At 42.6% G+C, this 20,020-nt stretch carries 10 protein-coding genes and 1 pseudogene; 3 read left to right on the forward strand and 8 right to left on the reverse strand.

The window, feature by feature from the left end; translation table 11 throughout:
• From K1I61_RS08335 to rpoB, 3 genes are all read right to left on the reverse strand, one after another.
• Positions 1 to 6,308, reverse strand: a 6,308-nt coding sequence (locus K1I61_RS08335; protein WP_223335817.1) for a CshA/CshB family fibrillar adhesin-related protein, incomplete at its 3' end; no start/stop codon positions are given.
• Between the two features lie 262 nt (positions 6,309 to 6,570).
• Complete coding sequence (gene rpoC / locus K1I61_RS08340) at positions 6,571 to 10,221, reverse strand: DNA-directed RNA polymerase subunit beta' (RefSeq protein ID WP_223334795.1); 3,651 nt, start codon at positions 10,219 to 10,221, stop codon at positions 6,571 to 6,573.
• A 32-nt stretch (positions 10,222 to 10,253) separates the two neighbouring features.
• Entirely contained in the window at positions 10,254 to 13,856 is a 3,603-nt protein-coding gene (gene rpoB, locus K1I61_RS08345; protein WP_223334793.1) for a DNA-directed RNA polymerase subunit beta, read from the reverse strand.
• A 550-nt stretch (positions 13,857 to 14,406) separates the two neighbouring features.
• On the opposite strand from rpoB, the gene K1I61_RS08350 reads away from it, so the two are divergent.
• The 3 genes and pseudogenes from K1I61_RS08350 to K1I61_RS08360 all read left to right on the forward strand — a co-directional run bounded on the left by K1I61_RS08350 (position 14,407) and on the right by K1I61_RS08360 (position 15,875).
• Positions 14,407 to 14,712: a rhodanese-like domain-containing protein gene (locus K1I61_RS08350; protein ID WP_223334791.1), complete on the forward strand. Its 306-nt coding sequence runs from the start codon at positions 14,407 to 14,409 to the stop codon at positions 14,710 to 14,712.
• An 89-nt stretch (positions 14,713 to 14,801) separates the two neighbouring features.
• Positions 14,802 to 15,589 (forward strand): annotated as a pseudogene (locus tag K1I61_RS08355) (rhodanese-like domain-containing protein); the annotation flags it as partial.
• Complete coding sequence (locus K1I61_RS08360; protein ID WP_223334789.1) at positions 15,579 to 15,875, forward strand: rhodanese-like domain-containing protein; 297 nt, start codon at positions 15,579 to 15,581, stop codon at positions 15,873 to 15,875. The pseudogene K1I61_RS08355 and the gene K1I61_RS08360, both read left to right, overlap by 11 nt.
• Before the next feature lie 91 nt (positions 15,876 to 15,966).
• Here K1I61_RS08360 and K1I61_RS08365 read toward each other — a convergent pair whose 3' ends face one another.
• The 5 genes from K1I61_RS08365 to adcR all read right to left on the reverse strand — a co-directional run bounded on the left by K1I61_RS08365 (position 15,967) and on the right by adcR (position 19,883).
• Positions 15,967 to 16,224: a metal-sensitive transcriptional regulator gene (locus K1I61_RS08365; RefSeq protein WP_223334787.1), complete on the reverse strand. Its 258-nt coding sequence runs from the start codon at positions 16,222 to 16,224 to the stop codon at positions 15,967 to 15,969.
• A gap of 203 nt (positions 16,225 to 16,427) precedes the next feature.
• Entirely contained in the window at positions 16,428 to 17,930 is a 1,503-nt protein-coding gene (locus tag K1I61_RS08370; protein ID WP_223334785.1) for a zinc ABC transporter substrate-binding protein AdcA, read from the reverse strand.
• Between the two features lie 9 nt (positions 17,931 to 17,939).
• Entirely contained in the window at positions 17,940 to 18,746 is an 807-nt protein-coding gene (locus K1I61_RS08375) for a metal ABC transporter permease (protein ID WP_006152441.1), read from the reverse strand.
• Complete coding sequence (locus K1I61_RS08380; RefSeq protein WP_006147770.1) at positions 18,739 to 19,443, reverse strand: metal ABC transporter ATP-binding protein; 705 nt, start codon at positions 19,441 to 19,443, stop codon at positions 18,739 to 18,741. The genes K1I61_RS08375 and K1I61_RS08380 overlap by 8 nt, the downstream gene beginning before the upstream one ends.
• Positions 19,443 to 19,883 carry a zinc-dependent transcriptional regulator AdcR gene (adcR, locus tag K1I61_RS08385; protein ID WP_024053589.1) on the reverse strand — a complete coding sequence of 147 codons (441 nt, stop codon included), beginning with the start codon at positions 19,881 to 19,883 and terminating at the stop codon, positions 19,443 to 19,445. Before adcR ends, K1I61_RS08380 begins: the two co-directional genes overlap by 1 nt.
• Positions 19,884 to 20,020 lie beyond the last annotated feature (137 nt).

A 20,020-nucleotide genomic window follows, 5' to 3' on the forward strand; every position in this document is an offset into this window, starting at 1 on the left:
GTCTTCACTTTTTCGTAGACATGTTCTGTGTCGCCGTTTGGAAGTTTCTTAGTCTCTACGAAGCGGTATCCTGGAATGTCTTTCTTAGGATTTTCGCCGTCTTCTGTTGGATATCCTGGAATTGCTTTACCATCTTTGTCTACAAACGTAGTAACTGGTGTTACTGTTGGTGTGTATGTTGCAGAAGCTTTTGTTCCGTTCATATCTTCACGAACAACTGTAACTGATGGAGCTGTTCCTGTAAATTCAGGTTCTGGTTTGAAGGTTACTGTTCCGTCTGGTGCTACTGTGTATGTACCAACACCCGGAATAGTCTTAGTTGTTGAACCATCGTCAAATGTAGCTGGAACATCATTATTCATTGGAACACGGCTATCACCTTCCTTGAATGTTGGTTTACCAGACTGTTCTTTACCTTTTGGTCCAATAGTTGTAGCTGGTTCACCTGTTGGTGTTACTGGTGTAACAGTTGGTGTGTACTTAGCTGTTACTGGTGTACCATTCTTATCTACACGTTTAACAGTCACGCCTGTTCCTGTTCCTGTAAATGATTTTTCTGGTACGAATGTAACTGTTCCGTCTGGTGCTACTGTGTATGTTCCTTCACCTGGGATTACCTTAGTTGTTGAACCATCTTCAAATGTTGCTGGAACATCATCATCCATTGGTACACTTGGATCACCTTCTGTAAACTTAGGTTTGCCTGTTTGTGTTTGACCTTGAATATCTTTAGATGTTACTGGTTCTGCTGTTGGTGTGATAGGTGTAACAGTTGGTGTGTACTTAGCTGTTACTGGTGTACCGTTCTTATCTACACGTTTAACAGTCACGCCTGTTCCTGTTCCTGTGAATGATTTTTCTGGTACGAAGGTTACAGTTCCATCTGGTGCTACTGTGTATGTTCCTTCACCTGGGATAGTCTTAGTTGTTGAACCATCTTCGAATGTTGCTGGAACATCGTCGTCCATTGGTACACTTGGATTACCTTCTGTAAACTTAGGTTTACCTGTTTGTGTTTGACCTTGTTTGTCAGTTGAAGTAACATCTTCAGCTGTTGGAACTACTGGAGTAATCTTAGGTGTGTAAGTTGTTTCTACAGCAGTACCGTTAGCATCTTTAGCTTGAACCTTAACTGGAACAACATCACCTGAGTATGACTTGTCAGTTGGTGTGAATGTTACAACACCTGTTTCTTTATCAACTGTGAAAGTACCGATTTCTTTACCTTCTGGTGACTTAGCAACTACTGATGGAGCTGGTTTACCATTTTCGTCAAGAAGAGTAATGGTATCCTTGTCGATTGGTGCAACTGGGTCACCTTCTGTGAATGTAACAGTACCAGTTTGAACAATACCTTGAGGTGCAACTGATTCAGCTGGAGTTGCAGTTGGTGTTACTGGTGTTACTGTTGGTGTGTACTTAGCTGTTACTGGTGTACCGTTCTTATCTACACGTTTAACAGTCACGCCTGTTCCTGTTCCTGTGAATGATTTTTCTGGTACGAATGTTACAGTGCCATCTGGTGCTACTGTGTATGTTCCTTCACCTGGGATAGTCTTAGTTGTTGAACCATCTTCAAATGTTGCTGGAACAGCATCATCCATTGGTACGTTTGAGTTACCTGGTGTGAATGTTGGTTTACCAGATTGTGTTTGACCTTGCTTATCAGTTGAAGTAGCATCTTCAGCTGTTGGTGTTACTGGTGTTACTGTTGGTGTGTATGTTGAAGAAGCTTTCGTTCCGTTCATATCTTCACGAACAACTGTAACTGATGGAGCTTTACCAACAAATGATTTTTCAGGAACAAATGTTACTGTTCCGTCTGGTGCTACTGTGTAAGTACCAACACCTTCAACTGTCTTAGTTGTTGAACCATCGTCAAATGTCGCTGGAACAGCATCATTCATTGGCACACGGCTGTCACCTGCAGTGAATTCAGGTTTACCTGTTTGAGTCGCACCTTGAATGTCTGTTGTTTCTACTGGTGTTGCTGTTGGTTTAACAGGTGTTACTGTTGGTGTGTATGTTGCAGAAGCTTTTGTTCCGTTCTTATCTTCACGCACAACTGTTACCGCTGGCGCAGTTCCAACAAATGATTTTTCTGGTACGAATGTTACTGTTCCATCTGGAGCTACTGTGTAAGTACCAACACCTTCAACTGTCTTAGTTGTTGAACCATCTTCAAATGTCGCTGGAACAGCATCATTCATTGGCACACGGCTGTCACCTGCAGTGAATTCAGGTTTACCTGTTTGAGTCGCACCTTGAATGTCTGTTGTTTCTACTGGTGTTGCTGTTGGTTTAACAGGTGTTACTGTTGGTGTGTATGTTGCAGAAGCTTTTGTTCCGTTCTTATCTTCACGCACAACTGTAACTGATGGAGCTTTACCAACAAATGATTTTTCAGGAACAAATGTTACTGTTCCGTCTGGTGCTACTGTGTAAGTACCAACACCTTCAACTGTCTTAGTTGTTGAACCATCGTCAAATGTTGCTGGAACATCTTCGTTGATTGGAACAGTTTTTTCTACTCCATCAACTGTAACAGTTCCACCCTTGAATTCAGGTTTACCTTTTTGAGTTGCACCTTGGATGTCTGTTGTTTCAGCTGGTGTTGCAGTTGGTGTTACCGGAACAATCTCAGGTGTGTAAGTTGTATCAACTTTAATACCATTTGAGCTTTCAGCTTGAACCTTAACAGGAGTTACTTTACCTGTGTAAGATTTATCAGTTGGTGTGAATGTTACAGTACCAGTTGCTGGGTCGATTGTGAATGTACCGATTGGTGTTGTTCCATCTTCAGCATAAGCCGTTGTAGTTGTAACTTCATTACCATCTTTATCCAAAAGTGTGTAGCTGTTATCTTTAATAGTGATTTCTTTATCTTCACCGTTAACAGAAACAGTTGTACCTGCAAATTTTGGTGTACCTGTTTGAGTCGCACCTTGGATATCTTTAGATGTAGCTGGTTTAGCTGTTGGAGCAGCTGATTTTACAGTTGGCGTGTAGCTTGCTTCAGCAGTGATTGTTGAAGTTTCACCTTTTCCGTTTGTAATAGTTGCAGTTGCTTGAACCTTAACGCCTTTAGCTGGTCCGACAAAGTCTTTTTCAGGAGTAAATGTAACAGCTCCTGTAGAAGGATCGATTGTGTAAGTTCCTTCGCCAGGCACGGTGACAGTTTTTTCATCAGTAGGTTGACCTGTTGCTGGGTCTACCAATTTCTTACTTGTGATTTTCGCAGTCTTGTCATTGCTCAACTCAAATGTAGGAGTTTGAGTTTGTGGAACGTTTTGGATGTCCTCAGAAACTTTGTCTGTTGGTGTGATTGTAATTGGAGTTACAGTTGGTGTGTACTTAGCCGTAGCAGTCTTAATGTACTCTTCTTGAATCTTACCATCTTTATTGCGTCCAACTGGCGCTGACAATGTAACTTCCACACCTTTGGCTGTACCAGTAAAGCTTGGTTCTGGAGTGAAGGTTACTTCACCAGTTGTAGGATTGATAGTGTAAGTTCCTTCTCCTGCTACTGTTACAGATGTCGCATCAATAGTACGACCAGTTGCTGGGTCTACCAACTTAGCAGGATATTCTGCACTTGGGGTGATGGAAATCTTGTCACCTTTTGCGTTAGACGCAGTTGTATTAAAGGTAGGTGTTTCTTTTTGAGTCGCTCCTTGCACATCAGTCGATGTCTTGTCAACCCCTTCGATTTCAATCGGAGTAACTGTTGGGATATAAAGACCATCCATGGTATTCAACTGACCATCAATGTTTGGTTCTTTGTCTGGGAATTTTGTTGACCAACCCGTATCGTAACCATTGTTATCTACACGACGGATAGAGATACCATCTGCAGTTCCTAGGAAGTTATCTTCTGGGATAAACTCAACGTCTACGTCTTTACCGTTGGCAGTGATCTTGTATTTACCTTGACCTGGAACTACGTAGTAACCTTCTGCATCAAGAGTTGCACGGTTACCATCTTTATCAACGATGTATGGTTCTACAGTTTCGTCGATAACTGCCTTAGAATCACGTTCATACTTGTGTTCACCACGAGCTGTAAAGGTTACTGTTGCTGTTTGTTTCGTACCTTGAGGGCCAGTTGTTTCCTTGAATTCCCCTTTTGGCGGGTGGGTGATTTGAGTCTTGAAGTCTTCTACTTCCCCTGAGAAGGCCATGCCAGTTGGGCTTTCGATCTCGTTCGCTTTCTTAGCGATACGAACACGAGCACCTAACTCTTTAACGCTTGGGTCGACGTAAGTCTTGCTGTTTGCAAAGGTCAACTCAACAGTGCCATCTTGTGTGATTGTAGCGAGATTTGAGCGTTCATCTTCATCGAATTTACCATTTTGGTTAAAGTCTACCCAACCATAGATATGTGCTTCTGAAGCTCCATCCGTATGAGCTTGAACTGACATCTTGTAGTTGCCTGGTTTGGTACGGTCCATTTTGATCATCTCATTAGTTGTACCTTTGAGTTCATCTGGAAGCAATTGGTTAATTCCTTCATCGGCCGTAGTTGTCTTATCATCACCGAACCAGTCTTGAGTAGTGTTTTCATCCATATCTGGGCTAACGCTACCAAGATACGGTTGATTTACTTTAGCTCCAGTAACACCGTCAACAGTTGCAATGGTATGGACTGCCTTACCATATGACTCAGGAGCATCCCCTTCATCAAGTGGGAAGAATCCTAGCATTGCTGACTGTTTACCACCTGAAGCGATATAAAGCCCCACTTCAGATGCTCCACGTGTCATCACGAGTGGAACTGTGTTATTACCTGCAGAAATATTTGGTCCAAAGATACCAGTTCCTAGACCACCTGTAACTTGGTCAGGATTTCCAAAGTACTTCCATGCTACTGGTTTCTTTTCTGGTCCAACTTCAGTAGAATCACGAAGTTGTCTTAGGTTAATGTTATTATATTTAGGTGTAGGTCCCAAAAGGTTTTCTGCATCTTGTGGTTGATAAGGTACAGAGGTGGCTGGTCTGTTAAACTTCTTCCATTCCCCAATGTGCTGCCAACCTTGTCCGTTGGTAGTGAACATAACAAATTCACCAGGGTTAGCAGACTCTCCATCAGCCATAACAACAGCTGGCTTAACTTTCTTACCACGGAAGGTTGCAGAGATTTCAAATTGAACCCCAATATTCCCACCATTATATGCAGAACCCATGGTCGTCTTCTTGTTTTTGGTATCAACCTTTTCTAGTTTGATTTCACTCCAACTAGTTTGGGCATCAGCGATAACGTCGGCTTCTTTTCCTTCATTATAATATTGCTTAGCAATTGGTGAAGTAACTTTACTTACATAGCCATTTTTAGCATTTGGGTCATAAGTTGCTTTTTCGGCTTCTGTAGCCCCTTGCTCTTCCATCCGTTTTTTATAGATTTCAGTTGCTTGGAATGGTTTCAAAGATTTAACTTTTACAGTGACTACATAGCCAGGCATGATTTCCTTGGTATAAGTAGCCCCAACTTGAAGTGCTAAGCTCTCTGTTAGGTCATTTGGTTTAAATTCATTTTTAGCGACCTGGATTGTTTTTGCTCCTGTCCAGTTGGCTACATCTCCAAAGTCCAACCAAGTAATCTGACTAGTCATAGATTTGGGATCAATATCTGTTGTAAAGCCTGGTTTTTCAACTTTTGGAGTTGAAGTTGCGTCCTCAACGTCATCCGCGATCAAGCTTGGATCATTTGCGTCACCAAGAGCACGACGAGAACGGCGTTTAGGAGCGTTTTCAGACGCTGGAGCTTCTTGACCTGCTGCAATTTTTTCTTCTGCGGTTGCAGGTTTTGTAGGTACTTCTTTTTCCTTAAGTTTATCATTTACAATCGTTACAAGTGATTGGTAAGATGCGTCAAGTTCAGCTTGGCTTGTAGCAGAAGTAAGTGCATTTTTAGCATTGGCAAGACCTACCTTAAGAATTTCAACGCTCTCGTCTGTCTTGTTGCTGTATTTACCATTTGCCACGTTTGCTTCAATTTCAGCAACGTAAGCTGCCAATTTTTCGCTATTTAGCTCAGGTTTTACTTCAGTAGAAACTGCAGGTGCTGCTTCTGCTTTATAAGTTACTTCTTTAGCAGGTGCTGCTTCTGTAGTTACAGGAGCTTCAGCTTTGTCTACTTCTGTTGTAGCTGCAACTCCGTCAACTTTTTTGTCCTCTACAGCTTCATCCGCACTAACGTTTGCAGCTGTTCCGAGCATTACCAACGTTCCGAGTAAGACCGAGCAAACTCCTACATGAAGCTTACGGATCGAGAATCGACTAATTCGGTCGTTAAACAGATCATTTTTCATGATTTACCTCCATTACCCTTTCGGGAGTGTATATATTGTTATATTTTTATGCGTTGTTTTTAACAATTCTCTAAACAAGCAACGTCTTATTTTAGCACTATTATACTTATTTTTAAAGCTTTTTGCTCACTATTTTGAAAATTAAAAGTAATGTTTTTTTTATTTCAATTTACTATCATTTTTCTAGAAAACATGCATAGAATTTTCAGTATTTATACGTACAAAAAGAGGGATGACCCTCTTTTTGTGCAGACTTATGTACTTATTCTCCAACTTCAACCGTTTCCGTAGAAGTATCTACTGGAGCTTCTTCTTGTGAATCTGCTAGGAGTGACTCTTCGTTGATTGCTTGTGGCTCAAGGTTACGGTAGCGAGCCATACCAGTACCAGCTGGGATGATCTTACCGATGATAACATTTTCCTTGAGACCAAGGAGATGGTCTTTCTTACCACGGATAGCCGCATCTGTAAGGACACGCGTTGTTTCCTGGAAGGAAGCAGCTGACAAGAAACTATTTGTTTCAAGTGAGGCTTTGGTAATTCCCATAAGAACTGGGCGACCAGTCGCTGGGACTCCACCTGCGATAAGAACATCTTTGTTGGCATCTGTAAAGTCGTTGATATCCATGAGAGTACCCATGAGAAGGTCTGTATCTCCTGGATCCATGACGCGGACTTTACGGATCATTTGACGAACCATTACCTCGATGTGTTTGTCTCCAATTTCCACCCCTTGGCTACGGTAAACTTTTTGTACTTCACCGAGGAGGTAGGTTTCAACTGACAAGACATCACGTACAGCAAGGAGACGTTTTGGTTGGATAGAACCTTCTGTCAATGCTGCACCACGAGAGACTTGGTCCCCAACTTCAACACGCATACGGGCTGTGAATGGTACCACGTATTCGCCTTCACCAGTTTCACCTTTAACGAAGACTTTCTTAGTACGAGTTGAAGCATCTTCTTCGATTGCTGTAACTTCCCCTTTGACTTCTGTGATGACCGCTTCCCCTTTAGGATTGCGGGCTTCAAAGATTTCTTGGACACGAGGAAGACCCTGAGTGATATCGGTATTTGAGGCAACCCCACCCGTGTGGAAGGTACGCATTGTAAGCTGTGTACCAGGTTCCCCGATAGATTGGGCAGCGATTGTACCAACTGCTTCACCAACTTCAACCGCATCACCAGTCGCCAAGTTGATACCATAACAGTGACGGCAGACACCATGACGAGTGTTACATGTAAATACAGAGCGGATAGTCACTTCTTCAACACCAGCATTGACGATTTCACGGGCCTTGTCTTCTGTGATCAATTCATTTGGACCAATGATAACTGCACCAGTTTCTGGGTGTTTAACAGTTTTCTTAGTGTAACGACCATTGAGACGTTCTTCAAGAGACTCAATCATCTCTTTACCTTCAGTAATAGAACGGATCAAGAGACCACGGTCAGTTCCACAGTCATCCTCACGAATGATAACGTCTTGGGCAACGTCAACCAAACGACGAGTCAAGTAACCTGAGTCGGCTGTCTTAAGGGCCGTATCGGTCATACCTTTACGGGCACCGTGAGTTGAGAAGAACATTTCGAGTACTGACAAACCTTCGCGGAAGTTTGAAAGGATTGGCAATTCCATGATACGTCCGTTCGGAGCAGCCATCAGACCACGCATACCGGCAAGCTGTGAGAAGTTTGAGATGTTACCACGGGCTCCAGAGTCCATCATCATAACGATAGGGTTCTTAGGATCTTGGTTGGCAACCAAACGTTTCTCCAATTTTTCACGAGCTGCACGCCATTCAGCTGTAACAGCATTGTAGCGTTCGTCATCTGTGATCATACCACGACGGAATTGTTTTGTGATTTGTTCTACACGTTTGTGTGATTCTTCGATGATTTCAGCCTTGTCTTCAACGACTGGAATATCAGCGATACCCACTGTCAAACCTGCAAGAGTTGAGTGGTGGTAGCCGAGGTTCTTCATACGGTCAAGTAGGGCAGATGTTTCTGTCGTACGGAAACGTTTGAAGATTTCAGCGATGATATTTCCAAGGTTTTTCTTCTTGAATGGTGGGTTGATTTCAAGTCCTTCAATAGCTTCCTTGATATTTCCACCTAGTGGCAAGAAGTACTTAGCCGGAACACCTTCTGTTAAGTTAGCATTTGTTGGCTCTTGCAAGTAAGGTAGTCCTTCTGGCATGATATCGTTGAAGAGGATTTTACCTACAGTTGTAAGCAAGATTTTGTGTTTTTGCTCTTCTGTCCATGGTTTGTTAAGGCTATCTGTTGCGATACCAACACGTGAGTGGAGGTGAACATAACCATTACGGTAAGCCATGACAGCTTCGTCACGGTCCTTGAAGACCATACCTTCGCCTTCACGGCCAGCTTCTTCCATGGTCAAGTAGTAGTTACCCAAAACCATGTCCTGAGATGGTGTAACAACTGGTTTACCATCTTTAGGGTTCAAGATGTGCTCAGCAGCAAGCATCAAGATACGAGCTTCTGCTTGGGCTTCTTCTGAGAGCGGTACGTGGATGGCCATTTGGTCACCGTCAAAGTCGGCATTGTAGGCTTCGCAGACAAGCGGGTGCAAGCGAAGGGCTTTACCGTCAATCAAGACTGGTTCAAAGGCTTGGATACCCAAACGGTGAAGGGTAGGTGCGCGGTTCAAAAGTACTGGGTGTTCTTTGATAACTTCTTCGAGGATATCCCAGATACGTTCATCTCCACGTTCTACCAAGCGTTTAGCCGCTTTAACGTTTTGAACGATATCGCGCGCAACGATTTCACGCATAACAAATGGTTTAAAGAGCTCGATTGCCATTTCACGTGGCACACCACATTGGTACATCTTAAGAGTTGGACCAACGGCGATAACAGAACGTCCTGAGAAGTCAACACGTTTACCGAGCAAGTTTTGACGGAAGCGTCCTTGTTTCCCTTTGAGCATGTGGCTCAATGATTTAAGCGGACGGCTACCTGGTCCTGTAATTGGACGACCACGACGGCCATTGTCAATCAAAGCGTCAACCGCTTCTTGAAGCATACGCTTCTCATTTTGAACGATGATACCTGGCGCGTTCAACTCAAGCAAACGAGCCAAACGATTGTTACGGTTGATAACACGACGGTAAAGGTCGTTCAAGTCAGATGAGGCAAAACGGCCACCATCCAACTGCAACATTGGGCGAAGATCTGGTGGGATAACTGGAAGGATGTTAAGAACCATCCATTCAGGCTTGTTTCCAGACTTGTGGAAAGCATCCAAAACATCCAAACGACGGATAGCTTTCACACGTTTTTGTCCAGTAGCTGTTTTCAACTCTTCTTTGAGTTCAGCAATTTCTTTTTCAAGATCTACTTGTTTCAAGAGGTCTTGGATAGCTTCGGCACCCATTTTGGCAACGAATGATCCATAACCATACTCACGCAAGCGCTCACGGTATTCGCGCTCTGTCATGATAGACTTGTGCTCAAGTGGTGTATCTTTTGGATCGATCACCACGTAAGCCGCAAAGTAGATAACTTCCTCGAGGGCACGAGGACTCATATCAAGGGTCAAGCCCATACGGCTTGGAATCCCCTTGAAATACCAGATATGAGATACAGGAGCTTTCAACTCGATGTGTCCCATACGTTCACGACGAACTTTTGTACGCGTTACTTCAACACCACAACGGTCACAAACAATCCCTCTGTAACGAATGCGTTTGTATTTACCACAAGCACACTCCCAGTCTTTTGTAGGACCAAAGATCACTTCATCAAAGAGTCCTTCACGTTCTGGCTTCAACGTACGGTAATTGATTGTTTCAGGTTTTTTGACTTCTCCATAAGACCATGAACGGACTTTGCTTGGAGAAGCTAGTGTGATTTGCATACTTTTAAAACGATTTACATCAACCACTATTTCTTCCCTTTCTATTATAAGTGAACTGCTTATTCTTGTTCAGCAGCTTCTTCTGTTGCTTCCGCTTTTGCATTTTCTTCAGCTTCAAAGGCTGCTTTTGCCTCTTGAGCTGCTCTTTCGCGGGCTTTTTCAAGGTCATCTACGTGGATGACATCTTCGTCCATTCCTTCATCAAGGTCACGAAGTTCCACTTCTTGATCATCTTCGTCAAGAACACGCATGTCAAGACCAAGAGATTGCAATTCTTTTACAAGAACTCGGAATGATTCTGGAACACCTGGTTTTGGAATTGGTTTTCCTTTAGTAATAGCTTCATAAGCTTTCAAACGTCCATTGATGTCGTCAGACTTGTAAGTCAAGATTTCTTGAAGGACATTTGATGCACCATAGGCTTCAAGCGCCCAAACCTCCATCTCACCGAAACGTTGTCCACCAAACTGAGCTTTACCTCCGAGTGGTTGTTGTGTAACGGTTGAGTATGGTCCGACTGAACGAGCGTGCAATTTATCATCAACCATGTGGTGGAGTTTGATCATGTACATGACACCAACTGACACACGGTTATCAAATGGTTCACCAGTACGGCCATCATATAGGATAGTCTTAGCATCGCTATCCATACCTGCTTCTTTGACAGTGTCCCAAAGATCTTCAGAACTTGCTCCATCAAAGACTGGTGTTGCGATGTGGATGCCAAGAGTACGAGCCGCCATACCAAGGTGGAGTTCCATAACCTGACCGATATTCATACGTGATGGTACCCCAAGTGGGTTCAACATGATATCGACTGGAGTTCCGTCTGGAAGGTAAGGCATGTCTTCTACAGGAACGATACGAGAGACAACCCCTTTGTTTCCGTGACGTCCGGCCATCTTATCTCCGACCTTGATCTTACGTTTTTGTGCGATGTATACGCGAACCAGCATGTTGACACCAGATTGCAATTCATCACCGTTTGCACGTGTAAAGATTTTAACATCACGAACGACACCATCGGCACCGTGTGGTACACGAAGGGAAGTATCACGAACTTCGCGAGATTTATCACCGAAGATAGCGTGCAAGAGACGTTCTTCAGCAGAAAGGTCTTTTTCACCCTTAGGTGTGACTTTCCCTACAAGGATATCCCCTTCTTTAACCTCAGCACCGATACGGATAATACCCATTTCGTCGAGGTCTTTAAGGGCATCTTCACCAACATTTGGAATTTCACGAGTGATTTCTTCAGGCCCAAGCTTTGTATCGCGTGTTTCTGATTCGTATTCTTCGAGGTGAACAGATGTGTAAACATCGTCTTTCACCAAGCGTTCGCTCATGATAACGGCATCCTCAAAGTTGTAACCTTCCCATGTCATGTAGGCAACGATTGGGTTTTGTCCAAGCGCCATTTCACCTTTTTCCATAGAAGGTCCATCTGCGATAAAGTCACCTTTTTCGATGACATCGCCAACTCGAACAAGGGTACGTTGGTTATAAGCAGTACCTGAGTTTGAACGACGGAATTTTTGGATGTGGTAAACATCAAGGGAACCATCTTCACGACGAACTTCTACTTTGTCCGCATCCGCATAGGTAACCTTACCACCATGTTGTGCAATAACTGCAGCTCCTGAATCATGGGCTGCTTGGTATTCCATACCAGTACCAACGAAAGGCGCTTTAGGATCGATCAACGGAACAGCCTGACGTTGCATGTTGGCTCCCATGAGGGCACGGTTGGAGTCATCGTTTTCCAAGAAAGGAATACATGCTGTCGCAACGGCAACTACCTGTTTAGGAGAAACGTCCATATAATCAACGCTTGATGCTGGATATTCTTGGTTAACCCCTTGGTGACGTCCCATGACAACTTTTTCAGCAAAAGTTCCATCTGCGTTCAATTTAGAGTTAGCCTGAGCTACTGTGTATTCATCTTCTTCATCGGCAGTCAACCAAACAATTTCGTTGGTAACTTTACCAGTTGCACGGTCAACTTTACGGTATGGTGTTTGAATGAAACCATACTTGTTGAGGTGCCCGTATGAAGACAAGTTGTTGATCAAACCGATGTTTGGTCCTTCAGGTGTTTCGATTGGACACATACGACCATAGTGAGTGTAGTGCACGTCACGCACTTCATATCCAGCGCGGTCACGTGTCAAACCACCAGGCCCTAAGGCAGACAAACGACGTTTGTGAGACAACTCAGAAAGTGGGTTGTGTTGGTCCATGAACTGTGACAATTGTGAAGAACCAAAGAATTCTTTGATCGCTGCAGTCACTGGACGGATGTTAATGATTTGTTGAGGTGTCAATACTTCGTTATCTTGAACAGACATACGTTCACGAACATTACGTTCCATACGTGAAAGTCCAAGACGTACTTGGTTGGCAAGCAATTCACCAACAGCACGAATACGACGGTTTCCGAGGTGGTCGATATCATCGATACGACCGATACCTTCAGCCAAGTTAAGGAAGTAGCTCATTTCAGCAAGGATATCTGCCGGAGTGATAGTGCGAACTTTATCATCTGGATTTGCATTTCCGATGATTGTTACAACACGGTCTGGATCAGTTGGTGCCACAACCTTGAATTTTTGAAGAACAACTGGTTCTGTCAAAACAGCTGAGTCATTTGGAGTGTAGACAATCTTGTTCAAATCGCCATCCAAGTGATTTTCGATACTTTCGATGACATCGCGAGTCATAACAGTACCCTTTTCAACTAAGATTTCACCAGTTTCTGGGTCTACCAATGGTTCAGCAATTGTTTGGTTGAGCAAACGAGTTTTAATATTTAATTTCTTGTTAATCTTGTAACGTCCAACGGCTGCCAAGTCATAACGACGTGGGTCGAAGAAACGAGCCACAAGTAAGGTACGTGAACTCTCAGCAGTTTTTGGTTCACCTGGGCGAAGACGCTCATAAATTTCTTTCAAAGCTTCGTCTGTACGAGAGTCCATTGGGTTTTTATGGATATCTTTTTCAACAGTGTTGCGAACCAACTCGCTGTCACCAAAGATATCAAAGATTTCGTCATCACCTGAGAAACCAAGCGCACGAACCAAGGTCGTAAATGGAATTTTACGAGTACGGTCGATACGAGTGTAGGCGATGTCTTTTGAGTCACTTTCCAGTTCCAACCAAGCTCCACGGTTAGGGATAACAGTTGAACCGTAGCCCACTTTACCGTTTTTGTCTACTTTATCATTAAAGTAAACACCTGGAGAACGCACCAACTGTGATACGATAATACGTTCACCACCGTTGATGATAAAAGTACCCATCTCAGTCATGATTGGGAAATCACCAAAGAAGACTTCTTGAGTTTTGATTTCGCCAGTTTCTTTGTTAATCAAGCGGAAAGTTACAAAGATTGGTGCTGAATAACTAGCATCATGAATGCGAGCTTCTTCAAGCGTGTATTTAGGTTCTTTGATTTCGTAGCCAACAAATTCCAACTCCATTGTTTCTGTGAAGTTTGAAATTGGCAATACATCTTCAAACACTTCCTTCAGACCATGGTCTAGGAAATCTTTAAATGAATCAGTTTGAATTTCAATCAAATTTGGTAAGTCAAGAACTTCTTTGATTCTTGAAAAACTACGACGGGTACGATGTTTCCCGTATTGAACGTCATGTCCTGCCAAGATGATTCTCCTTTGTAAATAAAATTCCAAGCTTAGTCGCCTAAGCTAATAATTATCGTTTAATGGTTCTAAAACCCCTATCAACTTATCCCCCTTGACTAATTTTTCAGAATCTTTAAATCTCTGTTACAGATGCAAAAAATACCGAAAAAAAGCACAAAAAGAGCAGTTAAATCTGACTTTTTTCAGGAGATTTAACTGCTGTGAGCCTTGTCCGGACAATATTTCAGACAAAACCTACGACAAATGATTACTCATATTATACCCGATTTTCTCTAATTTTTCAAGTCCTTTGAAGGATTTTTCTTGCTTTAGTATAGTTGTGGCTTGTTTTCAGAGGTTCGTTCTTGAATAATTAGAATCACTCGTATGATATATCCTGCCAACCAACTAAAAAAAGCTTCTCTCTTGTTTGTAGGGTATCATCTAACATACTGGAAAAGCACAAAAATTTTTCTAAATAAGAAAGAATGCTGATCAATTCAACTTGCTTGACAAAAGCGTTGCTTAGTGGTTTAATATACCCCATAAGGGTATATCGGAGGTGCCTATGTTTTACTTATTTACAAAAATTGATAGTATTTCTACCAGCGAATTAGAAGCTAAACTCAAGGAACCGATTCAGCTATTGGACGTTCGGACGCCTACGGAATTCCGTAAAGGTCATATCAAAAATGCAAAGAATATTCCTCTAACCGAAATCGGATCTTACACCCCTGCGACAAAAGAAACTCTCTATGTCATCTGTCATTCTGGTGTCCGAAGTAAGATGGCTGCTAAAAAGCTCAAGAAAAAAGGCTATGATGTTATCAACGTCCGAGGCGGCATGATCGCTTGGACAGGCGAAACTATATAGAACTAAAAGGGAGGAACTCAATGAAGATTATCATTGTTGGATGAGTTGCAGGTGGTATGTCAGTGGCGACTCATCTCAGACGTCTCATGAAAGATGCTATCATCTCACTAGCTTCTCCTGTAAACCGTCAAGGACGGCAAGTGGCAGACGTAATTGCTGGAATGGAGCGCAAAAACAAGGGTAGTATCGGTACTGCTATCGTTCGTGCTTTTGGTATTCCGCTGCTTCGACAGGTCTTAGCGAGCGCACTCTTAGTGACAATCAACCCCCATACAAGGCAATTCATGTCAGCGGGAAAGACCACGCTGGTTATTATCCAGGTGCTACTGATATGACCTTAAAGCTCCTCTTTGACCCAACCAGTGGCAAAATCTATGGCGCCCAAGGAGTTGGGAAGAAAGGTGATGACAAGAGAATCGATATCCTAGCAACTGCTATCAAGGCAAATCTCACCGTCCTTGACTTGCCAGAGTTAGAGTTCACCTATGCACCACCATTTGGTTCTGCCAAAGATCCAGTAAATATGCTGGGATACGCAGCCTTAAACCTTATCGAAGGTCTGAGCGACAATATACAGTGGTACCAGCTAGAAGATGAAATAGCTACTGGCAAGAGATTCCTGGATGTACGGACCAGTAGCGAATACCAAAGTGGTCGACTTAAGATTGACACCATCCACATCCCCCTAAACGAACTACGGGAACGCTTGGATGAACTAGACAAGAACCAAGCCTACATCGTTAGCTGTCACAGTGGTTTGCGCAGCTATATCACAGAGCGTATCCTCAAGCAAGCAGGATTTACCGTCCAAAACCTTGACGGCGCTTATTCACTATACAAAATGGCTAACCCAGAAGGAGTAGAATATGGTAACTAATATCAGCATGGCTGACTTTTATGAAAAATATCAAAATGAACATCTAGATCTTATCGATGTCCGTGAAGTACATGAATTCCAAGCAGGACATGCACCAGCTGCCAAAAATCTTCCGTTAAGTACCTTGGAGCAAGGCTACAAAGAACTCAAACCTGACCATGAATACCATGTCATCTGTCAAGGTGGAGTGCGTTCTGCCTCTGCCTGTCAATTTCTCAGCGCCCAAGGTCTCACCGTTACCAATGTAGAAGGCGGCATGAATGCCTGGCCCGGTGATGTAGAATAAATCAAATACAAAAAGAGCAGTTGGTTTACTCTAAAGAAAACCAACTGCTCTTTTACTATTCTATCAACTTTTCAAGTAAGCCTTTATTCTGTTACTTCCGTTTAATCAAGTATTTAACTGCCTTTTCCAATCTTTCCTTCTGCGCTTGAGGGTCGCCTAAAGGGTCGTTAATACAAGCTGTTAAATTCTCCGTTATCATCAATTCAATAATACGATCAACACTGGATCGCACTGCTGTTAATTGAGTAATGATATCGACACAATCACGCTCTTCCTCCATCATTTTTTGAATACCTCGCAATTGACCCTCTGAGCGTTTGAGACGTGTAATGTACTTTGATTTTGTCATATCTTTATCCTTAAACGATTTTTCTACATTATATCTCTAATACAGACCTTTGTCAAAAAGAGCACTTATCTTAAAGATAAAACCTCCTAGTTCTCCACTCTGACTCTCGTAACAATACCGTCTTTATCTGACAATGTCAATCCAGATGCTCAACGTTGATAAAACAAGAAAAATCCTCCCCATGTAGGAAGGATTGTTTGGATTTAATGAGCCAACATTTCTTGAGCAATCTCTTGACCTGATAAGCCATCTGGATAGTAGGTTGGCCAGTTGTCCATCTCTTCAAAGAGGGCTTCTTGGCTAGCGCCTCCAAAGAAGATATGGAAATGTTCTGCCTTGACCGGAGCGATATTGTGGTCGCTAAACTGAACATACTTAAATTGTCCAGCATCCACATCAGTCGCTTCAAAGAGGAAGCGTACTCCACGATTGCCTTTCTTATAAGTCAAGATTTTCTTGCCGACATACTTGTAAGTATATTTTTTACTTTGGCCACCTTGGATGAATTCCATAGTGTTATCCGTGATGTTAATCTTAGATACATCAGTTTGATAACCTTTTTGATAGTAAGCTTTGTATTCATCCTTGGTCATTTTGCCAGTCAATTTAGCCTTGTAGTCAAAGACTTGGTCTAGAGTACCATTTTCAAGGAAAGGATAGACAGACTGCCAGTTACCAGCATAATCACTCAGGGTACGGTCCTTAACATCGGCATCCTCAAAGTAGCCATTATGAACGGTTTTAGTTTCCTCTGCCTTTTCTGGTTCAATTTCTGCCCCTGCCTGGTCAGTTGTTTGCTTGAGAGCTTTGAGATTTTTCTCCATGACAGAGATATAATTCTCTCCCGCCTTCATGTCCTCTTCGGTCAAGCTTTCAAGAGGATTCAGAACATCTAACTTCACTCCTGTTTCTTTTGAGAGAGTATTAGCCAGGGCTTGCGAGGCATTTTCTTCAAAGTAGATATAAGAGATTTTATTTTTCTTGATGTACTCGGTCAATTCTGCCAAACGGCTTGCTGATGGCTCCGCATCTGGCGAAAGTCCAGAGATAGAGACTTGATTGAGTCCGTAGTCCAAGGCTAGATAACGGAAGGCTGCGTGTTGAGTCACAAAACTCTTTTGTTTTGCATTAGAAAGCCCTTCAGTATAGGCCTTGTCCAAGGCTTGTAGTTTTTCGATATAGGCTGCTGCATTTTTTTCAAAAGTCGTCTTCTTATCTGGATAGTCAGCTGAAAGACTATCACGGATATGTTCTACAAGTTTGATTGCACGCGCAGGAGACAACCATACATGAGGGTCATACTCGTGATGATGACCTTCTTCACCATGGTCACGGTCCTCCTCTTCTTCACTTCCTGGAAGAAGCAACATATCTCCAGTAGCTTTAATGGTTTTTACTTTTTTTGCATCTAGAGATTCTAAAAGTTTAGGAACCCAAGTTTCCATATTTTCATTCTCATAAACAAAGGCATCAGCATCTTGGATTTTAGCGACTGCCTTAGGTGATGGTTCATATTCATGTGGCTCTGTTCCAGCCCCGATTAAAAGTTCGACATTGGCTGTATCCCCTGCTACTTGCTTGGTAAATTCATAGACAGGGTAGAAAGTTGTAACGATATTTAATTTCCCGTCTGCTTGTTTTTGATTGGAACAAGCAACTAAGAATAAGGTCACAAGACTTGCCAAAAGTAGACTTAGTTTTTTCATTTACTTCTCCTATTTGATAAAACGTTTGAGTAAGCTGACTCCTAAGAAGACAACTACAAAGATAAGAGTGATACTTGCACTTGGTGGTGTCTCTGCATAATAGGAAATATAAAGCCCCGCAACCATGCCTAGAAAACCAATAACACTAGCAAGTATCATCACTGAACTAAAGTTTTTACCTAGACGCAAAGCAATACTTGCTGGTAAAACCATGATAGTCGATACCAAAAGTGCTCCCGCAGCTGGGATCATGAGGGCAATAGCCACACCCGTTACCATGTTAAAGAGAATAGACATAGTACGCACTGGAAGACCATCAACAAAAGCTGTATCCTCGTCAAAAGTTAGAATATACATGGGTCTTAAAAAGAGGAAGGTCAGGATTAAAACAACTGCTGCAATAACAAAGAGCCCAATGACCTGCTCTTGACTAATAGTCACAATAGAACCAAAAAGGTATTGGTCCAGACTCATAGAGCTAGAGCTCTTACCCTTACTCATGACAATAAGTGAAACTGCAAGTCCTGTAGACATGAGAATGGCTGTCCCAATCTCCATAAAGCTTTTATAAACCGTACGTAGGTATTCAAGGAAGACCGCCGCAATCAAGACAATCACAATGGTTGAAATGGTCGGAGAAATTCCTAAAACCAAGCCAAAGGCAACCCCCGAAAGCGAGACGTGACTCAGAGTATCACTCATAAGACTCTGACGACGCAAGATAAGGAAGGTCCCCAGAACTGGTGAAAAGAGACTCATGGCAATAACAGCCAAAAAGGCTCGCTGCATAAAATCATAAGACAATAGATTAAGCATGCTCCACCTCCTGGTCACTTTCATGGACATTGAAGCAACGCCATGGGGAATCTTGGTCTCGGACCAGGTGAATATTACGATCTGCGTAGTCCTTAACTTCTTCAGGATCGTGGGTAATCATCAAAACAGCCTTGCCATGATGGTGGGCACTGTGGTGCATGAGTTCGTAAAACTCATCCTTGGTTCCCGCATCCATCCCTGTCGTTGGCTCATCCAAGATAAAGATATCTGGATCTGAAGCAAACATACGTGCGATAACAGCCCTTTGCTTTTGCCCACCAGAAAGGGAACCAATTCTTTTGTCCCGATGTTCCCACATACCAACAGAGTTTAAACTAGCCTTGATATGTTCCTCATCATGGGCATTCAAACGACGGAACCAACCTTTTCTTGGATAACGACCTGATTTAACAAATTCATAAACAGTGCTCGGAAAGCCTGCATTAAAGCTTGCAATCTGTTGAGGAAGGTAGGCGATTCTTAGTTTTGTCCCACGAGTGTTGGTCTTTGAAATGGTAACTTTGCCAAATCTTGGTTGTAGAATACCAAGACTGGCCTTGATAAGAGTCGTCTTGGCGGCTCCATTTTCTCCAGTAAGGGTGACAAATTCCCCACTATCAACACTGTAATTAATATGCTCAAGCACAGGTTCCTTGTCATAATAGAAGGACAAATCCTCTACTGTGATGTATCTCATTACTTGATTTCTCCTACTAAAGCAGTTAAAAACCGCTGAATAATTTGTTGCTCTTCATCTGAGAATTGACTGGCAACTTGTTCATAAGTCGAGAGGGTGTGCTCATGATGATGGTGATGCTCCTCAGCAATCGGTCGAGCTAGATCTGTCAATTGATAGAAAATCACTCGAGCATCCTTTGGATCCTTAGACGTTTCCAGCATCCCCTCTTTAATCAAGGATTTAATGGCCTTAGTGACGGCTGCTTGACTGACATTGAGACGGCGCGCCAACTCAGAGTTGGTTAGCGACTCCTCTGATAAGAGCATAAGAATATGCTCCTGGGTATTGGTCAAAGCCACATTACTGGTACAATGACCAATCAAAATTTCATGCTGATTTTCAGCTTTCAGGATTACTTCATTTAAAAAATGATCAATGTCTGTTGCTAATTGTCTCATGAACTTCTCCTTTCCTAGTTATCTTTTTCCGAAAACAATATAGATCACCACAGATTCTTTACTGGTTAATTATATCATAAACCAAAAAAGAATCAAGAAAAAAGATGAAAACACTTGAGATGTTTTCATCCTTTAGA

This window comes from Streptococcus infantis (assembly GCF_019929665.1).
GTDB classification, from domain to species: Bacteria; Bacillota; Bacilli; order Lactobacillales; family Streptococcaceae; genus Streptococcus; species Streptococcus infantis_H.